Genomic DNA, 18,800 nt, shown 5'->3' on the forward strand with positions numbered 1-18,800 from the left:
TAAAATAATCCGATTAAATCCTGTTTCAATACTTGAAGGTAAGTAAATGGTAAGCATTCGTTTGTCCAGAGGGGGCGCAAAAAATCGTCCTTTTTATCACGTAGTCGTTACCGATAGCAGAAGTAGTCGCGACGGTCGTTACATCGAGCGATTGGGTTTTTTTAATCCCTTGGCGCGTGGCGGCGAGCAGCGTTTAGTCTTGGACGTCGAACGCGTTGCCTATTGGCAAGCGAACGGCGCCCAGCCTTCTGATCGCGTTGCAAAATTGATCAAAGACGCTCGTAAAGTTGCCGCTTAATTAGCTTGCTGGATAGCGAATATTTGCACGCCGGCACGATTTCCGGCGTCTTCGGAATTAAGGGATATGTGAAAGTTTTTTCGCATACCGAGCCGCGGGAAAATATTCTGAAATATTCACCTTGGTATTTGCGGAAAAATCAGCAGGTCGAGCAAGTTGAGGTATTAAGCGGACAATTGCACGGTGGGAACGTCGTAGCAAGACTGGATGGTTTATCCGATCGAGATGCTGCATTGGCGTGGATCGGTGCCGAAATATTGATATTGAAGCGCCAGTTACCTAAGCCCAAACCGGGCGAATATTACTGGTCGGATTTAGTCGGCCTAAATGTGACGAATACTCAAGGTGTATATTTGGGCCGGGTAGATCATTTGCTCGAGACCGGTGCAAACGACGTGTTGGTGGTATTGGATGCTGAAGTGGAACGTTTAATTCCGTTTATTCAACAGCATACGGTGTTGAATATCGATTTGTCAGCCGGCTCTATGCTGGTCGATTGGGATCCCGATTTTTGAACCGTCATGCGCTTCGATGTGATCAGTATATTTCCGGACATGGTTCGGGGTGCTGCCGGATATGGTGTAACCGGTAAAGCAATCGAATCCGGCTTAATTGGTTTGTCGGTTTGGAATCCACGCGATTACACCTACGACAAATACCAGACGGTCGACGACCGGCCCTATGGGGGCGGTCCGGGCATGGTTATGAAATACCAGCCTTTGATGGAGGCGGTAGCCGCGGCGAAAGCCGGCTACTCTAAAGGTGAGGTTAAGCGAAAGGTTGTGTATTTGAGTCCGCAGGGACTGCCCATTACTCAGGGCTTGTTGCTGGATGCTTGCGGTTTCGATCAATTAATTCTGGTAGCAGGGCGTTACGAAGGAATCGACGAGCGGTTTTTAGACCATTGTTGCGATGAAGAATGGTCCTTAGGTGATTACGTGATCAGCGGTGGAGAATTAGCGGCTCTGATCGTTATCGATGCGGTGAGTCGCCTGCTGCCGGGGGTGTTGGGCGATGAAGAATCAGCCAGGCAGGACTCTCATTATAACGGTTTGTTGGATTGCCCTCATTTCACCAGGCCTGAAGCCAGCGAATTAGGCAAGGTGCCCGAGGTGTTGCTGAGTGGGAATCACGCGCAAATTAATCGATGGCGTATGAAGCAGTCCTTGGGGCGCACGTGGCAACGACGGCCGGAGTTGCTGGAAAAATTGGAACTGACTGCAGAGCAGCTGGCTTTGCTGACTGAATTTAAATTTGAAATTGAACATTTAGGGTGTGGTAATGAGTAAAATTATTCAAGAATTAGAAACGGCGCAGATGAAGCAAGATCTGCCTGAATTCGGGCCCGGCGATACCGTCGTTGTGCAAGTTCGGGTAAAAGAAGGTAACCGCGAAAGATTGCAGGCATTCGAAGGCATTGTGATTGCCAAACGTAACCGCGGATTGAATTCCGCTTTCACCGTGAGAAAAATTTCCCATGGCGTCGGCGTCGAAAGGGTATTCCAAACCCACAGTCCTACCGTGGGTGGTATCGAGGTTAAGCGCCGCGGCGATGTTCGTCGTGCCAAATTGTACTATTTGCGCGATTTGACCGGTAAAGCGGCGCGTATCAAGGAAAAATTGTCTTAAGACAATTTTTCAACTGTTGTTGACACAGCAGTATTTCGAAAAGGCAGCGAAAGCTGCCTTTTTTATGCTTATAAGCTATGGACTGGGCGCAAGCTTGTTCGTTACGTTGCTACCGAAAGCTGAAATGCCGGCGGGTGGAATCAGGCGTCGCAGCAAAAACTCCGAACGAGTGTTCAAGGCGAACAATGTCTAGGTTCGCGTCTTTTCCAAATCTCGAGTTGGCTGAAACATGAGCGGATCTGCGCAGATCATCGAAGCATTTTTAAGCGCGTTATGGTTGGAATTCGGCCTTAGCGAAAATACTCAAGCGGCTTATGGCAGCGATTTAACGCTCTTCGATAATTGGTTGAAAGCTAAAGCGTTGTACGAAGTCGTCCCTGGGGATATTTCTGAATTTCTGTCGGAACGTCAGCGGCAAGGACAAAGTGACCGCTCGGCAGCGCGCATGCTATCCAGTCTGCGCCGTTTTTATGCTTATTTATTGCGTGAGAATAGTATAGTCAGCGATCCTACTCAGTTAATTGCCGCGCCCCGTCTCAGTCGTTTGCTTCCCGGCTCCTTGTCTGAGGCCGAGGTCGAGTTGCTGCTGCAAGCGCCGGAAATCAGTAGCAATTTGGGTTTTCGAGATCGGGCAATGTTGGAATTGCTGTATGCGACCGGTTTGCGGGTTTCGGAATTAGTCACCATTAGCTTCCAGCAGGTCAATTTTCGCCAAGGTTGTGTCAGGATTAGCGGTAAAGGCGATAAAGAACGGCTGGTGCCGGCCGGCGAAGAAGCGATGGAATGGCTGGAACGTTACTTGGCCGGGCCGCGCAAAGCGATCTTAGGTACCCGGCAAAGCGATGCGCTCTTCGTCACGGCGCGAGGGGGTGGTATGACACGTCAAGCATTTTGGCATATTATCAAACGCTATGCCGAGCAAGCCGGAATCGGAAAAGATTTGTCGCCGCATACGCTACGGCATGCGTTCGCGACCCATCTATTGAATCACGGCGCCGATTTGCGGGTCGTGCAATTGTTGTTAGGGCATGCGGATTTGTCTAGCACGCAAATTTATACTCACGTAGCCTTGCATCGACTCAAGGAATTACATACAAAATTTCATCCCAGAGGATAAACATGACCGAACTCATTCATCCCACAGCGTACGTAGAGCCAGGTGCGGTATTAGGCGACAATGTGCGGGTAGGCCCTTTTGCGGTGGTTGAATCCGGGGCTGTCGTCGGTGCCGACAGCCATATAGGCGCGCATGCCGTGGTGCACGGCCGCGTCAGAATGGGTAGCGGTAACGTATTGCATCCTCACGCCGTATTGGGCGGCTTGCCTCAGGATCTCGGTTTCGATCCTTCGACCGATACTTGGCTGGAGGCCGGCGACAACAACGTGTTTCGCGAAGGGTTTACCGCTCATCGCGCGACTAAGCCGGGAGGCGCCACTAAAATCGGCTCCGGCTGCTATTTTATGAATAACAGTCACGTGGCTCATGATTGCGCGGTCGGCGATGCTACTGTTTTTGCAAACAATGTGGCGATAGGCGGTCACGTACAGGTGGGGCGCAATGTGTTCATGGGGGGCGCTGTAGTTGTGCATCAATTCTGCAGAATCGGCTCTTACGCGATTGTGCAGGGTACGACCGGGATTAATATGGACGTCATTCCTTACACCTTGGTGGGTGGCCGGCCGGCGAAGCATTATCGCTTGAATACCGTCGGATTAAGACGGGCGGGCATTATCGGCGAGCGGAGCCGAATACTCTCTAAAGCCTTCCGCTTGCTTAGAAATAAAAGCAGTTTGGACGGCTTGCAATCTACCGAAGAACTACAATACTTGAAAGCTTGGTTACAGGCTGAATCTAAACGAGGCATGCATGGATTTGTGGAGCTTGGCGACAAGAATCACGAGTAGCGAATAAGTGCTACTACCTTCCAGGCCAGTAGATATTTATCAAGTGATGTGGTTTGATTCTCCCTCGCCGGTTTCGCCTGCGGTTCGGCGATTATTGTAATTTTTCACAAAGGTCCGGTTTAATCAGTCGTTGCTTGGATAGTCGCTTAATTCATGAAAATCATTACTGTTGATCAAAGTACGGCCATGGCGGATTGTTGTCTAGCCGCCGGGTATGAAGCCGAATGTTGTACCGACGAGGTTAAAGCCTTGCATGTCGTCGAATCGATGCAGCCGGCCTTGATATTGGTGAATCACGCCCTGCGCGGCATGGAGACTCCGGATTATTTGCAAATGCTGCAGGATAGTGCTCCGAACGCAAGCATCGTAGTCGTCGGGCAGAGTTTGAGTGATGAGAGCGTCGTGCAGTGTTTGTTGGTTGGGGCAAAGGGTTATCTGGACCTGTACCAGTTGCCGCTCTATCTCCCGAAGTTGGTTGATGTATTGATGCGTGGCGAAGCATGGGTGAGCCGCAAATTGGTGTCGCGTTTGTTGGATGCCATCCGGATGATGACTGCAGAAACGCAAGCCGTCTGACTTTTTTCCTTGACCCTCCGCAGTACACGGTCTAGCTGCGAGTAACTGTGTGGTCTTTCTTATCGGCATGTCCAAATTTGCCATTTGTATTTTCCTAAATCGCGGGCCTTGATGACAAGCATAATATGCACCGTTAATCTCGAGTTGTTCCCTGTCTAGCGTTTTTATCAGGGTTTTTTGATGCGGCAGTCAATTCTGTGCTGCTTCTGCTAGGATTGCAGCTTAGTTGTCGATCCAGTCGCTGAAAGCCATGACCAAAAAAATGCCGATCATCCATTCGCAGGCCGTGATTGCCGAAACTCGTCAGTTCCGGATAGAAGCCTTGGAGCTCGAGTTTGGTAGCGGGCAGACCCGACGTTACGAAAGATTGGCTAGGAGCGGCGGTAACGGCGCGGTGCTTATCGTTCCAATGCTTAGCACGGATACCGTATTGTTGGTGAGAGAATACGCCGCCGGTTTGCATCGATATGAGCTGGGTTTGCCAAAAGGTAAAATCGATGCCGGCGAAGACCGATTCGCCGCCGCCAACCGTGAATTGCAAGAAGAAGTCGGTTACGCTGCAAATAAACTGCACCATTTACATACCGTTTCGTTGGCGCCTGCTTACTTGGAGCACATGATCGATATCATTGTCGCCGAACAATTGTTTCCGCAGAAGTTGGACGGCGACGAGCCGGAAGAGCTGGAAGTAGTGCCTTGGAATATCAACAAAATCGATGCCTTAATGGCTAGCGGCGAATGCAGTGAGGCCAGATCCATCGCCGCCCTCTATTTAACCGCGGAATTTTTACGCAACCGCCAGTCAAACGGGTAGTCAACACTACCTTGGTTACGCTATGAAATCGCTTGTTCTTGTCGTGCTGCTGGCGCTAAGTACCCAGTCAATTGCTGCGGTGCAACCGGAAAACGTATTGGCGCCCGGATATACCGCGTTGAGCTACATGCCGGCGACTCCGGGGAGTTATCGCTTACCGGTCATCGAGCCCGCCGCCGATGGTGAGGTGTTGACCAGCGAGGCTAAGTCCGTGCGCTTATACGATTTAATGGGTGACAAACTGGTGTTGCTTAGCTTTATTTACGCCAGCTGTAGTGACGTGAACGGTTGCCCGTTGGCCACCCAGGTCTTGCATAAAATCAGCCGGCAATTGCAAAAACGGCCGGAACTGGCTAAGCAGTTGCGTTTGCTGACCTTGAGCTTCAATCCGCAACACGATACGCCGGAAACGATGCGCCGTTACGGCGAAGGCTTTAAAACCGGTGATTTCGATTGGCAGTTCCTAACCGCTCGTGATGAGCAAACTCTGAAGCCGGTTTTGCAAGCCTATCGGCAAAATCTGCAGAAAATTTACGATGCGGACGGCAAATTCACCGGCACCTATTCGCATTTGCTTAGGGTCTATTTAATCGATAAAAACAAAGATATCCGCAATATTTACAGCACCGACTTTTTGCACGCCGATACCGTCATCAACGACGTCGAAACACTGTTGACTGTCGAGTCTAGAGCCACCGGCGAAAATAACAGCAGTTCGGAGGTCTTGTACCGGGCCGGCGACGACAGGCAACATTACCAAGATAGCGATTACCGTACTCACTCGCTGGCTTTGGCGCAGCGCCGAGGGTTGCCTGCCAAATTGATAGATTTCGCTCGCAAACCGCCTTTAGGATTGCCTAAATTACCGGTGGCTTATACTGAATTGATCGATAACGCCACGATCGCGTTAGGCAGAAAATTATTTTTCGATAGACGTTTGTCGCTGAATAATACTTTTTCTTGCGCCATGTGCCATGTGCCTGAGCAAGGTTTCAGCAGCAATGAAATGGCCACCGCAGTCGGCATCGAAGGCCGTAGCGTGCGTCGCAATACGCCGTCGCTGTACAACGTTGCTTACGCCCGGTTGTTGTTTCATGACGGTAGGGAAAACCGTCTGGAGCAGCAAGTATGGGGACCGCTTTTAGCGTATAACGAAATGGCTAATCCGTCTATCGGTTATCTGATCGACAAGCTGAAAGATAGTCCGGATTATAAAGGCTGGTTCGAAAAAGCCTTTAAACAAGGACCTAGCATGGAAACGGTAGGTAAAGCCCTAGCCAGTTATCAAGCTACGCTGAATTCCGCCGATTCGCCTTTCGACCGTTGGTATTTCGGCAAGGATAAATCGGCATTGTCCCCGCCCGCGCTACGCGGTTTTAGGTTGTTTACCGGTAAAGCTGGTTGCAGCAGTTGCCATGCTATACAGAAACACAGCGCACTATTTACTGATCAACTGCGCCATAATACCGGCATAGGCTACGCCGACGTAATGCTTAAAGAAGTCGGCAAGCAACGGCTTCAGCTGGCACCTGGCGTGTTCGTCGATGTCGACAGCGAGAATTTGCAAGGTTTGAATACCGGTAAAGCCAACGACCTGGGTTACTACGAAGTCAGCCAAAATCCGACCGACCGCTGGGCTTATAAGACGCCTACGCTGCGCAACGTGGCTTTAAGCGCGCCGTATATGCACAATGGTTCGTTGTCGACCTTGGCTGACGTGGTGCAGTTTTATAATCGAGGCGGCCAACCCAACGAAAACTTATCGCCGCTCATCAAGCCTCTAGGCTTGAGCGATGCGGAAGTAGCGGATTTGGTAGCATTCCTGATGGCTTTGACTGGCAGCAATGTTGGCGCGCTGGTTTCCGATGCGTTTGCTGCGCCGGTAGGCAATTAGCTTTTCTTGGGGTTCATTGCTAATTTGACTATCCGCATGTCCAGCGAGTTGGCGTTGATCGTCAGCTCAGCCACGGTTGCCGGCAACTTAAAGCGGCGAGGCCCGGCGCTGCCGGGGTTCAGATACGACACGCCGCTTCGCTCGATTATCGCCGGCTTGTGCGAATGGCCGGAAACGACGATGTTTATTCCGGTTGACGCCGGGTCGATGGTGAGTTCGGCCAGATCGTGGATCAGGTAAATGCCGACTTGCCCTACTGTAAGGTTGATGCTGAGCGGTAACTCCTTAGCCCAGCAGCCCTTATCGTTATTGCCTCGCACCGCCGTGACCGGCGCCAATTCGCCCAGCTGTTGCAGCACCTCAGGTTTGCCGATATCGCCGGCATGTAAAATCCGTTCGCAGCCCTGTAACGCCGCCAGCGCTTCCGGTCGCAGCAAGCCGTGGGTGTCGGATATGATGCCGATGCGGTAGGGCATTATGTGATTTCCTTTAAGCTGTCTGTTAGTTTGCTATAGGGGGGCAGTCAACGAGGTTGGCCTGATATTATGCTGCGATAAGAATTCCGGGGTTATTCAGATGATGTCTTTGCGTTAAATGACGGTGCCGGTCAGGTTTTGCTGCCGGATCGGTCGAACTTAGTCGCCCGGTTGCCTAGATCATCTTTAAAAGATAAGGCGTTCAGCTCATTTGGATTCTGGCTGTGCCATCGGCATACCGTTTACGCTGGCTGGTATATAAGGAATAAAGGCCAATGGTCGTAAATTTATCTTGACATAAAATATGTTTGAGTTAGAATAGTCGGCTCCTTTCGAGAGAGTGGAAGATTGTAGGGATGTGAGGGGATTGCGCAGGGTGTGCGAAGCTCGGGAAGGTGGAAAAAATAAGTTTGACAAGTCTGTGAAATGCTGTAGAATGCACAGGCTCAACGGGGCGCTAAGCCGCCGGCTCTTTAACAAGAAAATCGAAATAATGTGTGTGGGCATGTAGGGCGACGAATTTCTGTTAAGAAATAGTCGACATACAGACCACGTCAATTAATGTAATGCACGTTCTGTAGTCGAGTCAAGATTGGATACTAATCTTTCTTAGTATCGCTTTAGATTTAAACTGAAGAGTTTGATCATGGCTCAGATTGAACGCTGGCGGTATGCTTAACACATGCAAGTCGAACGCTGATAAGGTGCTTGCACCTTTGATGAGTGGCGGACGGGTGAGTAATGCATAGGAATCTGCCTATTAGTGGGGGATAACGTGGGGAAACTCACGCTAATACCGCATACGATCTACGGATGAAAGCAGGGGACCTTTTGGCCTTGCGCTAATAGATGAGCCTATGTCGGATTAGCTAGTTGGTAGGGTAAAGGCCTACCAAGGCGACGATCCGTAGCTGGTCTGAGAGGATGATCAGCCACACTGGGACTGAGACACGGCCCAGACTCCTACGGGAGGCAGCAGTGGGGAATATTGGACAATGGGCGCAAGCCTGATCCAGCAATACCGCGTGTGTGAAGAAGGCCTGAGGGTTGTAAAGCACTTTCAATGGGAAGGAATACCTATCGGTTAATACCCGGTAGACTGACATTACCCATACAAGAAGCACCGGCTAACTCCGTGCCAGCAGCCGCGGTAATACGGAGGGTGCAAGCGTTAATCGGAATTACTGGGCGTAAAGCGTGCGTAGGCGGTTTTTTAAGTCAGATGTGAAAGCCCTGGGCTTAACCTGGGAACTGCATTTGATACTGGAAAACTAGAGTTGAGTAGAGGAGAGTGGAATTTCAGGTGTAGCGGTGAAATGCGTAGAGATCTGAAGGAACACCAGTGGCGAAGGCGGCTCTCTGGACTCAAACTGACGCTGAGGTACGAAAGCGTGGGTAGCAAACAGGATTAGATACCCTGGTAGTCCACGCCGTAAACGATGTCAACTAACCGTTGGGCGCTTTAAGTGCTTAGTGGTGGAGCTAACGTATTAAGTTGACCGCCTGGGGAGTACGGCCGCAAGGCTAAAACTCAAATGAATTGACGGGGGCCCGCACAAGCGGTGGAGCATGTGGTTTAATTCGATGCAACGCGAAGAACCTTACCTACCCTTGACATCCAGAGAATCTGTTAGAGATAGCGGAGTGCCTTCGGGAACTCTGAGACAGGTGCTGCATGGCTGTCGTCAGCTCGTGTCGTGAGATGTTGGGTTAAGTCCCGTAACGAGCGCAACCCTTATCCTTAGTTGCCAGCGGTTCGGCCGGGAACTCTAGGGAGACTGCCGGTGATAAACCGGAGGAAGGTGGGGACGACGTCAAGTCATCATGGCCCTTATGGGTAGGGCTACACACGTGCTACAATGGCCGGTACAGAGGGTTGCGATCTCGCGAGAGCAAGCTAATCCCAAAAAGCCGGTCTTAGTCCGGATTGCAGTCTGCAACTCGACTGCATGAAGTCGGAATCGCTAGTAATCGCAGATCAGAATGCTGCGGTGAATACGTTCCCGGGCCTTGTACACACCGCCCGTCACACCATGGGAGTGGGTTGCAAAAGAAGTAGGTAGTTTAACCTTCGGGAGGGCGCTTACCACTTTGTGATTCATGACTGGGGTGAAGTCGTAACAAGGTAGCCCTAGGGGAACCTGGGGCTGGATCACCTCCTTACAAAGACAGAAACGGCTCTACGTGCTCACAACACATTATTTCGATACCACACGACACACCTGGGTCTGTAGCTCAGTTGGTTAGAGCGCACCCCTGATAAGGGTGAGGTCGGAGGTTCAAATCCTCCCAGACCCACCAACGCATACACAAAGCACGAATAAGCGTGTAGTGAATCGTATTCGGGGCCATAGCTCAGCTGGGAGAGCGCCTGCCTTGCACGCAGGAGGTCGGGAGTTCGATCCTCCCTGGCTCCACCATTCTGTGACGTCGATCTGAAGTCAAGATGCCGGCATCAACTCTATAAGCTTTTACGGTCAAGAGACCTTGCGTCGTTGGCCTTAAGACTTTATAGACTTGATATTTGTATCAAGTGCTCTTTAACAATATGGAAATCTGTAAACAAGTCTTGATCGGAAACGATCAAAACTGATGCGAATTGCCGTTTAATCGGTCTCGAAAGAGGACGGTGAAAACAGCAAATCGTTCTCAAGCAACATCAGCGAACATGTCAGCTGACTAGAATAACACCATCGACTGTGCTCAAACACAGACGCATTCGGGTTATATGGTCAAGTGAATAAGCGCATACGGTGGATGCCTTGGCAGTCAGAGGCGATGAAAGACGTGGTAGCCTGCGAAAAGCGTCGGGGAGGTGGCAAACAACCTGTGATCCGGCGATGTCTGAATGGGGAAACCCGGCGAGGATAACCTCGTCATCTTTGAGTGAATACATAGCTCACTGAAGCGAACCCGGAGAACTGAAACATCTAAGTACCCGGAGGAAAAGAAATCAACCGAGATTCCCTTAGTAGTGGCGAGCGAACGGGGACCAGCCCTTAAGTGGTTGACGAGTTAGTGGAACGGTCTGGAAAGTCCGGCGATACAGGGTGATAGCCCCGTACACGAAAACTCATTGATCATGAAATCGAGTAGGTCGGCGCACGTGAAACGTTGACTGAATATGGGGGGACCATCCTCCAAGGCTAAATACTCCTGACTGACCGATAGTGAACCAGTACCGTGAGGGAAAGGCGAAAAGAACCCCGGAGAGGGGAGTGAAATAGAACCTGAAACCGTATGCGTACAAGCAGTGGGAGCCCCTTCGTGGGGTGACTGCGTACCTTTTGTATAATGGGTCAGCGACTTACATTTTGTGGCAAGCTTAACCGAATAGGGGAGGCGTAGGGAAACCGAGTCTTAATAGGGCGTTCAGTCGCAAGGTGTAGACCCGAAACCGGGCGATCTATCCATGACCAGGTTGAAGGTGTGGTAACACACACTGGAGGACCGAACCCACTCCCGTTGAAAAGGTAGGGGATGAGTTGTGGATCGGAGTGAAAGGCTAATCAAGCTCGGAGATAGCTGGTTCTCCTCGAAAGCTATTTAGGTAGCGCCTCGTGTATCACTCTCGGGGGTAGAGCACTGTTTCGGCTAGGGGGTCATCCCGACTTACCAAACCGATGCAAACTCCGAATACCGAGAAGTGCGAGCACGGGAGACACACGGCGGGTGATAAGGTCCGTCGTGAAAAGGGAAACAGCCCAGACCGTCAGCTAAGGTCCCCAAATCTATGCTCAGTGGGAAACGATGTGGAAAGGCCCAGACAGCCAGGAGGTTGGCTTAGAAGCAGCCACCCTTTAAAGAAAGCGTAATAGCTCACTGGTCGAGTCGGTCTGCGCGGAAGATTCACCGGGGCTAAGCATAGTACCGAAGCTACGGGTTCATCGAAAGATGAGCGGTAGAGGAGCGTTCTGTACGCCTGCGAAGGTCGATTGAAAAGTCGGCTGGAGGTATCAGAAGTGCGAATGCTGACATAAGTAACGATAAAGGGGGTGAAAAACCCCCTCGCCGTAAACCCAAGGTTTCCTGCGCAACGTTAATCGACGCAGGGTTAGTCGGCACCTAAGGCGAGGCCGAAAGGCGTAGTCGATGGAAAACAGGTTAATATTCCTGTACCAGTGATCACTGCGATGGGGTGACGGAGAAGGCTATATCAGCTGTCGGTTGGAAGTGGCAGTTTAAGCAAGTAGGCAGGTCTCTTAGGCAAATCCGGGAGGCTATATGCTGAGACGTGATGACGAGTGGTTCCTCGGAACCGCGAAGTGATAGATGCCAAGCTTCCAAGAAAAGCCTCTAAGCTTCAGGTGATCGGTGGCCGTACCCTAAACCGACACAGGTGGGTGGGATGAAAATTCTAAGGCGCTTGAGAGAACCCAGGTGAAGGAACTAGGCAAAATGATACCGTAACTTCGGGAGAAGGTATGCCCTTGGTACGTGTAAGCCCTCGCGGCTGAAGCGGAAGGGGGTTGCAAAAAATCGGTGGCTGCAACTGTTTAGCAAAAACATAGCACTCTGCAAACACGAAAGTGGACGTATAGGGTGTGACGCCTGCCCGGTGCTGGAAGGTTAATTGATGGGGTTATCCGTAAGGAGAAGCTCTTGATCGAAGCCCCAGTAAACGGCGGCCGTAACTATAACGGTCCTAAGGTAGCGAAATTCCTTGTCGGGTAAGTTCCGACCTGCACGAATGGCGTAATGATGGCCACACTGTCTCCACCTGGGACTCAGTGAAATTGAAATCGCTGTGAAGATGCAGTGTACCCGCGGCTAGACGGAAAGACCCCGTGCACCTTTACTATAGCTTGACACTGGACTTTGAACCTACTTGTGTAGGATAGGTGGGAGGCTGTGAAGCAGGAACGCTAGTTCTTGTGGAGCCATCCTTGAAATACCACCCTGGTATGTTTGGAGTTCTAACCTCGACCCGTGATCCGGGTTAGGGACAGTGTCTGGTGGGTAGTTTGACTGGGGCGGTCTCCTCCTAAAGAGTAACGGAGGAGCACGAAGGTACCCTCAGCCTGGTCGGAAATCAGGCAATGAGTGCAAAGGCATAAGGGTGCTTGACTGCGAGACGGACAAGTCGAGCAGGTACGAAAGTAGGTCTTAGTGATCCGGTGGTTCTGTATGGAAGGGCCATCGCTCAACGGATAAAAGGTACGCCGGGGATAACAGGCTGATACCGCCCAAGAGTTCATATCGACGGCGGTGTTTGGCACCTCGATGTCGGCTCATCACATCCTGGGGCTGAAGCAGGTCCCAAGGGTATGGCTGTTCGCCATTTAAAGTGGTACGCGAGCTGGGTTCAGAACGTCGTGAGACAGTTCGGTCCCTATCTGCCGTGGGCGTTTGAGATTTGAGGGAAGCTGCTTCTAGTACGAGAGGACCGAAGTGGACGAACCTCTGGTGTTCCGGTTGTTTTGCCAAGAGCATTGCCGGGTAGCCACGTTCGGACAGGATAACCGCTGAAAGCATCTAAGCGGGAAGCCCCTCCCAAGATGAGATCTCACTGGGACCTTGAGTCCCCTGAAGGGCCGTTGGAGACGACGACGTTGATAGGCACGGTGTGGAAGTCCGGTAACGGGCGTAGCTAACGTGTACTAATTGCCCGTGAGGCTTGACCATATAACGCCCAATGCGTTTGGTCAGCGACAGTAGCTGAAAAGTAAGAGAACAATCGCAACTACAGATTTCCATAGGGCAGGTACAAGAAGCAAGGTACAAGGTTCAAAAAACCGGAAGCCTTTATCAATACTGCTCATGACGAAGGGAAACGAAAGGTAAAGTAGGATAGACGCTACACGGCGAAGCGCCGCTGTTTTGAACCCTGAACTTTTTACCTTGCGCCTAACCCCTTCAAACCAGTTTGCTTGGTGACCATAGCAAGCGTGAACCACCCGATCCCATCCCGAACTCGGAAGTGAAACCGCTTCGCGCCGATGATAGTGTGGCAGTTTGCCATGTGAAAGTAGGTCATCGCCAAGCTCTTATTCTTAAGCCCATCCCTCGATGGGCTTTTTTATGCGTGTAAAGTAAGCGATCTATAGACAGCGTCGTAAGCGTCCAGCCGTTCCACCTCGTTAAGCGTTGCTGATTATGATTTAATCGCGTTCAGCGAAAGGCAGCAATTGGTCGATGCGGCTGTTGGGCCAAGTAAGGAGTTTTTCCAAGGTGTCTTTTAACCAGGCCGCCGGATCGAGACCGTTGAGCTTGGAGGTGCCAAGCAAGGTTTGAATGACCGCCGCGCGTTGACCGGCACGTTCCGATCCTGCAAACAACCAATTCTTTTTTCCTAGGGCAATCGGCCGAATGCTGTTTTCGGCCGGGTTATTATGTGTGCCTTGCTAAGGCGCATCTGATTCGTCGGTGTAAATCCGACCCGGCTAACTCTCGCTCCAGCCGGAAGCACTTGGGGCGGCTCGGGAGGTAACAAACGGGCTGAAGCACTCCAAGAAAAGGTCTCCCTGGGAGATCAGCGGGCCATGCGGGCCATAACGTGAGTGAACACTGAGCAGGCCTCGAAATGTCGTCGTGGGAGCCGACCCGCCATAATAACGGGGAAGGCCGATGCTTTTACGGAATCGAGCGACAGAGTCGTAAGAGTCCCACCGGGGTAGTGGTGATAGCACGCATGGGAGAGATCAGGTGGGCAACAAGGGAAGTCCCTGTGGGTGCCCTGATGGCACCGGGCAACGGCGATCCCGTGAGGGATGGAGCCGGCCTGCAGGGATGGCGGAGGGGCGCGTAGTAGTGGTGAAGCCGGGTAACGCCGGTAGAGCGAAGGCGCCCTGTTTCGAAACGTGATGAGGAAAGTGATAAGAGCTAAGGGGATTGACGTGAGTCTACCAACCTCGACAAGTACGGTTCAGATATTACAGACTTCATTGCAGGCGAAAGCCAAAGCAGAACCAGACTACCGTTTCTACAGCCTATGGGATAAAGTCTGTCGTATCGATGTGTTGCAAGTTGCCTACCGGCGCTGCCGCGCCAATCGTGGCGCTCCTGGCTATGATGGCATCCGCTTCGAGCCGATCGAAAACCAAGGGCTAGACGGCTGGCTGGAAAGAGTGCGGCAGGAGTTAGTGGTCGGCGAATACCGGCCGCAGCCCCTGTTGCGCGTGTGGATACCCAAGGCCCAAGGCGGACAGCGTCCTCTGGGCATTCCGGCTATCCGTGACCGCGTGGTCCAGATGGCGGTGTTGTTGGTGATCGGTCCGATTTTTGAAGCCGACCTGCTTCCCCGACAATACGGATTCCGACCTGGAGTCGATGCCAAGATGGCGGTCAGAATGATCCATTTCGGTATCTCCCAAAGGGGCAAACGGGAAGTCGTGGACGCCGATTTGTCTAACTACTTGAACACGATTCCCCATGGTGATCTGATGCGCTGCGTTAGCCGCCGGATCGCGGACGGCACGGTGCTGGCTACGATCAAACAATGGCTAAACGTAGCGGTGGTGGAGCATTGCGAACACGGTGAGCGCCGAACCACGGAAGCGAAGGACACGGGTCGAGGCACCCCGCAAGGCGGTATTATCTCGCCCTTGCTCAGTAATCTTTACTTCCGGCGCTTTCTTTTAGCCTGGCAGAAATTTGGATTTGCCGACCGGCTTCAGGCCGAAGTGGTGAACTATGCCGATGATCTGGTGATTCTCTGTCCGAAAGGACGGGGTCAGGCAGCCATGGAGGCCATGCGGTGGCTGATGAACCGACTGGGGCTGACGGTCAACGAGAAGAAAACCCGTCTGGCTATGCTGCCAGAGGAGCAGTTTGATTTTCTTGGTTACACCCTGGGCCGATTCTACGGCAAGGATGGACGCCCTTACTGGGGAACACGTCCGTCGAAGAAAGCGATCAAGCGATTAAAACAAGGTATCCATGACGCCACGTCATCGCGCTGGAACGCCAAACCGGTGCAAAGCCGGATTGACGAACTCAATCCGATGATTCGAGGTTGGGCGGGTTATTTCAATCAGGGACCGGTCTGCCCAATCTACCGATGCATCCAGGATTACGCGGAGCGACGGCTGCGAATCTGGTTAATGCGCAGACGTGGTCAGCGCGGAACGGGGTATCGCCAATACCCTGACGAGTACCTGTATGAAACTCTGGGGCTCTACCGCCTGCCACGTACGCGCGCCGACCTGCTGAACGCGAAGGCTTGAGGTTCGAAAGAAAGCCGGATGCGGGAAATCTGCACGTCCGGTTTGACGAGCGAGATGTGGAAACGGAGCGATGGTTAGGCTAATGAGGCACTGCCAAACGAAAGAGGCAGCAACAGTTAGGCCTAACCTTAGGCCATCGCGCCACATCTCGACTCTACCGATGGGCAGATCGCCGGTTTCGGCGTAACGCCTCAGCGCCGCCCAGCGTTTCAAACTGTAATCGATGGCTTTTGCCGTTGCACTGTTGGGCGCGGTGTTCAGACGGATTTGCTGTAGCCAGTCATGCAAGGCGGTCACGTGGGTAGGCTTTTTTCGGCGCGCAGCTGTTTTCGCTCGGCCGTGCTTAAATCACGGGCTTCGGCTTCAACCGCATACAAGGTAGCGATGCGATTCAAGGCTTCATGCGCGATAGGACTTTGACTGACTTGGAACAGGGTAGAAAAATGCTCCTGCATTTTCTGCACTTCCCACATCCCTGTGGGTCGTCGAAGAATTTCCGGCGCGCATGCGCCCAACACGCCAGTTCGACACACGGTTCGATCAGGCGCTGATGCTCGGGATGCGCACGGGCGGCCGCAAACAGGACTTTATAGCCAGCGTAGTCATCGACCAACAGCTGGCCTTGCCAGTCCCCAGAAATTGCTGCGCATACCGGCCACTGCGACCGGCTTGATAATCGAAGACGATGATTTTCGGCCCCGGTTGCAAGTCGTTGCTGCGATAGGCCCATAGATAGGCTTTCTTGGTTTTGCCGTTACCCGGATCGAGTTGGGGCACTGGCGTTTCATCGGCATGTAAACTATCACGTTGCCGTAAATGCCACGCCAAACGATCCGCCAACGGTTGCAAGGCAACGCCGAGTCGGCCCCCCAATCGGCCAAGGTGGAATGGGACAAGATCACCCCGTCCCGAGCGGCGATTTGTTCCAGCCGGTACAGCGGCAGGTGACCCAGGTATTTGCCGATCATCACCCAAGTCAATAATCCGACCGCCGCCATGCCACCGTTGATCACCGCCTGCGGAATCGGCGGAGCGGGGATGGTTTCGCAAGTTCGGCAAGCGTATTGTGGACGAATGTGCCGATGCACGAAAAACTTGGCTGGCTCGACATCCAATTGTTCGCTGACGTCTTCGCCGATCTTGACCAAGTCCCGGCCGCATTGACCGCAGGTGCAGGATTCCGGTTCATGGCGATGTTCGATGCGCGGCAGATGCGCAGGTAACGGTTGCCGCCCGGCGCGTGGGCGTTAAGGGCGGGTTACCGTTTCACAAGGCTCCGTGCCTTGGAGTTGTTCGACTTCGGCTTCAATCGCTGATATATCCGTGTTCCAGGTTTCCTCGAACACATCGCGTTGCAGGGGAGCTAACGCTTCGCTCTTGGTACTGAAGCGGATGCGTTTGTAATAAGCCAGCTCGTGGGTGAGCGCGCCGATTTTAAGCTCTTTGGCCTGAATGAGTTTGGCATCCCGCTCCGTCTGATCGAGAAGCGCCTGCAACATCGCCGCGACTTGGGTTTTGGCGGTGGGGTCCAGGTTTAATTGATCGAGTTCGGCCACGGGATTCATCGGCGGTATTATACCGTAATCATGCGCTTATGCCTTGATATTACTGGACTTTGTCCGGTATTGGACACTTTTTTACACCGTCTCAAACCTGCCAGTCGGATTGGCATTGGGCCGATAAGCGCTGCCAGTCGACCCCGGCGATCAACTAGGCCCACTGCGCCTGACTGATCGCAAAGACCGGATCGGACACCTTGGGCCAGAGGAAACGCCCCTGATGCAAACGGCGTTGACACAACCAGACACCGTTGCCATCCCATAGCAACAGACGCCAGCGGTTGCCGGCGCGGGTACGGAAAATAAACGCCGACCCGGCACAGGGCGAATGACCGAGGCTTTGCTGGACGATCGCCGACAAGCCGTCCAGGCCACGCCTCATATCCACCGGCGCCACCGCCAGCCAAATCCGCGGCGGCGTATCGATCAAGCCAGGCATTTGAGCAGTTCCGCCAGCCAACGAGCCGATACGGTCACCGGCAACTCCAAGCGATGGCCTTGGGCATGAGTGAAGACAATCCTGTCAGACCTAACCTGTTCAACCTGCACGGGGTTCAAGACCGCCCAATTTGACTGGGGTAATTTGCGATAATCGCTCAGTCGCGCTCCGAACGTCCGGACATTGAGTTGATATTGGCGGCAATAATCGACTTGCGTTATGCCGCTGCTTTGCCAAGCTTCAATATGTTGACGCCATTTTGACGTTACGGCCATAACTTCTCCTGATCGAAAATTCACAGGATGCCGCGAACAAAATAGTTTTTACAGGCGGTTCCGCTGGCCGCTTACAACACGTCCGTCGAAGAAAGCGATCAAGCGATTAAAACAAGGTATCAATGACGCCACGTCATCGCGCTGGAACGCCAAACCGGTGCAAAGCCGGATTGACGAACTCAATCCGATGATTCGAGGTTGGGCGGGTTATTTCAATCAGGGACCGGTCTGCCCAATCTACCGATGCATCCAGGATTACGCGGAGCGACGGCTGCGAATCTGGTTAATGCGCAGACGTGGTCAGCGCGGAACGGGGTATCGCCAATACCCTGACGAGTACCTGTATGAAACTCTGGGGCTCTACCGCCTGCCACGTACGCGCGCCGACCTGCTGAACGCGAAGGCTTGAGGTTCGAAAGAAAGCCGGATGCGGGAAATCTGCACGTCCGGTTTGACGAGCGAGATGTGGAAACGGAGCGATGGTTAGGCTAATGAGGCACTGCCAAACGAAAGAGGCAGCAACAGTTAGGCCTAACCTTAGGCCATCGCGCCACATCTCGACTCTACCAATAGGCCAAGCACCGTTCTCGACAAAGCGGATCAGCTTCGGCCATTGCGACGACAGGTAATGCAAGGCCTTACCCAGCAAACTGCCGGGGGTGACCGCATGCAGATGCTCTATCAGCAAGCCTTCGATCTTAGCCAACACCGGTTTGCTACCACTTCGGTCTGAAAATCAATGGCGTGGTTTAAAGACCGCTTACGCTAAA

At 52.6% G+C, this 18,800-nt stretch carries 14 protein-coding genes, 2 tRNA genes, 3 rRNA genes and 3 pseudogenes; 16 read left to right on the plus strand and 6 right to left on the minus strand.

The window, feature by feature from the left end:
• The first annotated feature begins 46 nt into the window (after positions 1-46).
• From rpsP to F1E05_RS02790, 9 genes are all read left to right on the plus strand, one after another.
• Complete coding sequence (rpsP, locus tag F1E05_RS02750; protein ID WP_150046530.1) at positions 47-298, plus strand: 30S ribosomal protein S16; 252 nt, start codon at positions 47-49, stop codon at positions 296-298.
• Positions 299-303: 5 nt separating this feature from the next.
• Positions 304-813, plus strand: coding sequence for a ribosome maturation factor RimM (gene rimM, locus F1E05_RS02755; RefSeq protein ID WP_150046532.1), 510 nt, complete (start codon positions 304-306; stop codon positions 811-813).
• A 6-nt stretch (positions 814-819) separates the two neighbouring features.
• Positions 820-1,587, plus strand: a complete 768-nt coding sequence (gene trmD / locus F1E05_RS02760) for a tRNA (guanosine(37)-N1)-methyltransferase TrmD (RefSeq protein WP_150046534.1) — start codon at positions 820-822, stop codon at positions 1,585-1,587.
• On the plus strand, positions 1,580-1,927 hold the full coding sequence (gene rplS, locus F1E05_RS02765; RefSeq protein ID WP_150046535.1) for a 50S ribosomal protein L19: 348 nt from the start codon (positions 1,580-1,582) through the stop codon (positions 1,925-1,927). Before trmD ends, rplS begins: the two co-directional genes overlap by 8 nt.
• Positions 1,928-2,156: 229 nt before the next feature.
• Complete coding sequence (xerD, locus tag F1E05_RS02770) at positions 2,157-3,044, plus strand: site-specific tyrosine recombinase XerD (protein ID WP_150046537.1); 888 nt, start codon at positions 2,157-2,159, stop codon at positions 3,042-3,044.
• Positions 3,045-3,046: 2 nt separating this feature from the next.
• Entirely contained in the window at positions 3,047-3,832 is a 786-nt protein-coding gene (gene lpxA / locus F1E05_RS02775) for an acyl-ACP--UDP-N-acetylglucosamine O-acyltransferase (RefSeq protein ID WP_150046539.1), read from the plus strand.
• A 153-nt stretch (positions 3,833-3,985) separates the two neighbouring features.
• A complete protein-coding gene (locus F1E05_RS02780; protein ID WP_150046541.1) occupies positions 3,986-4,408 on the plus strand; it encodes a response regulator in 423 nt (140 codons plus the stop codon).
• 250 nt (positions 4,409-4,658) lie between these two features.
• Positions 4,659-5,222 (plus strand): ADP compounds hydrolase NudE, encoded by a 564-nt coding sequence (nudE, locus tag F1E05_RS02785; RefSeq protein WP_150046542.1) that lies wholly within the window; start codon positions 4,659-4,661, stop codon positions 5,220-5,222.
• Positions 5,223-5,244: 22 nt separating this feature from the next.
• Positions 5,245-7,116 carry a cytochrome c peroxidase gene (locus tag F1E05_RS02790; RefSeq protein WP_150046544.1) on the plus strand — a complete coding sequence of 624 codons (1,872 nt, stop codon included), beginning with the start codon at positions 5,245-5,247 and terminating at the stop codon, positions 7,114-7,116.
• On the opposite strand, the gene F1E05_RS02795 is transcribed toward F1E05_RS02790, so the two are convergent.
• Complete coding sequence (locus F1E05_RS02795; protein ID WP_150046546.1) at positions 7,113-7,592, minus strand: metallophosphoesterase family protein; 480 nt, start codon at positions 7,590-7,592, stop codon at positions 7,113-7,115. The two genes, F1E05_RS02790 and F1E05_RS02795, sit on opposite strands and share 4 nt — an antisense overlap.
• Before the next feature lie 628 nt (positions 7,593-8,220).
• Between F1E05_RS02795 and F1E05_RS02800 the strand changes: the two genes are divergently transcribed.
• The 5 genes from F1E05_RS02800 (at position 8,221) to rrf (ending at position 13,577) form a co-directional block, all read left to right on the plus strand.
• Positions 8,221-9,755 (plus strand): 16S ribosomal RNA (locus F1E05_RS02800).
• Positions 9,756-9,816: 61 nt separating this feature from the next.
• Positions 9,817-9,893: transfer RNA gene (locus F1E05_RS02805), tRNA-Ile, on the plus strand.
• A gap of 43 nt (positions 9,894-9,936) precedes the next feature.
• Positions 9,937-10,012 (plus strand) — tRNA-Ala (locus F1E05_RS02810).
• Positions 10,013-10,322: 310 nt separating this feature from the next.
• Positions 10,323-13,217 (plus strand): 23S ribosomal RNA (locus F1E05_RS02815).
• Between the two features lie 244 nt (positions 13,218-13,461).
• A 5S ribosomal RNA gene (rrf, locus tag F1E05_RS02820) occupies positions 13,462-13,577 on the plus strand.
• Together the 16S, 23S and 5S rRNA genes with 2 tRNA genes alongside form the textbook arrangement of a ribosomal RNA operon.
• Before the next feature lie 116 nt (positions 13,578-13,693).
• On the opposite strand, the pseudogene F1E05_RS02825 reads toward rrf, so the two are convergent.
• A pseudogene (locus F1E05_RS02825) lies at positions 13,694-13,924 on the minus strand (transposase domain-containing protein); the annotation flags it as partial.
• Positions 13,925-14,476: 552 nt separating this feature from the next.
• Here F1E05_RS02825 and ltrA point away from each other — a divergent pair.
• Positions 14,477-15,757: a group II intron reverse transcriptase/maturase gene (ltrA, locus tag F1E05_RS02830; protein WP_232056757.1), complete on the plus strand. Its 1,281-nt coding sequence runs from the start codon at positions 14,477-14,479 to the stop codon at positions 15,755-15,757.
• 159 nt (positions 15,758-15,916) lie between these two features.
• Here the strand turns inward: ltrA and tnpC are convergent.
• The 3 genes and pseudogenes from tnpC to tnpA form a co-directional block, all read right to left on the minus strand.
• Positions 15,917-17,322, minus strand: a pseudogene (gene tnpC / locus F1E05_RS02835) (IS66 family transposase); the annotation flags it as partial.
• A 145-nt stretch (positions 17,323-17,467) separates the two neighbouring features.
• Positions 17,468-17,755 (minus strand): IS66 family insertion sequence element accessory protein TnpB, encoded by a 288-nt coding sequence (gene tnpB, locus F1E05_RS02840; protein ID WP_190303230.1) that lies wholly within the window; start codon positions 17,753-17,755, stop codon positions 17,468-17,470.
• Positions 17,743-18,030 (minus strand): IS66 family insertion sequence element accessory protein TnpA, encoded by a 288-nt coding sequence (tnpA, locus tag F1E05_RS02845; protein WP_150046550.1) that lies wholly within the window; start codon positions 18,028-18,030, stop codon positions 17,743-17,745. Before tnpA ends, tnpB begins: the two co-directional genes overlap by 13 nt.
• A gap of 157 nt (positions 18,031-18,187) precedes the next feature.
• Between tnpA and F1E05_RS20820 the strand changes: the two genes are divergently transcribed.
• The gene (locus F1E05_RS20820) at positions 18,188-18,439 is read left to right on the plus strand and encodes a group II intron maturase-specific domain-containing protein (protein WP_408631324.1); all 252 of its coding nucleotides are present in this window, start codon (positions 18,188-18,190) and stop codon (positions 18,437-18,439) included.
• A gap of 159 nt (positions 18,440-18,598) precedes the next feature.
• Here F1E05_RS20820 and F1E05_RS20825 read toward each other — a convergent pair.
• A pseudogene (locus tag F1E05_RS20825) lies at positions 18,599-18,748 on the minus strand (IS66 family transposase); the annotation flags it as partial.
• Positions 18,749-18,800 lie beyond the last annotated feature (52 nt).

The sequence above is a fragment of the Methylomonas rhizoryzae genome (assembly GCF_008632455.1).
GTDB lineage: Bacteria > Pseudomonadota > Gammaproteobacteria > Methylococcales > Methylomonadaceae > Methylomonas > Methylomonas rhizoryzae.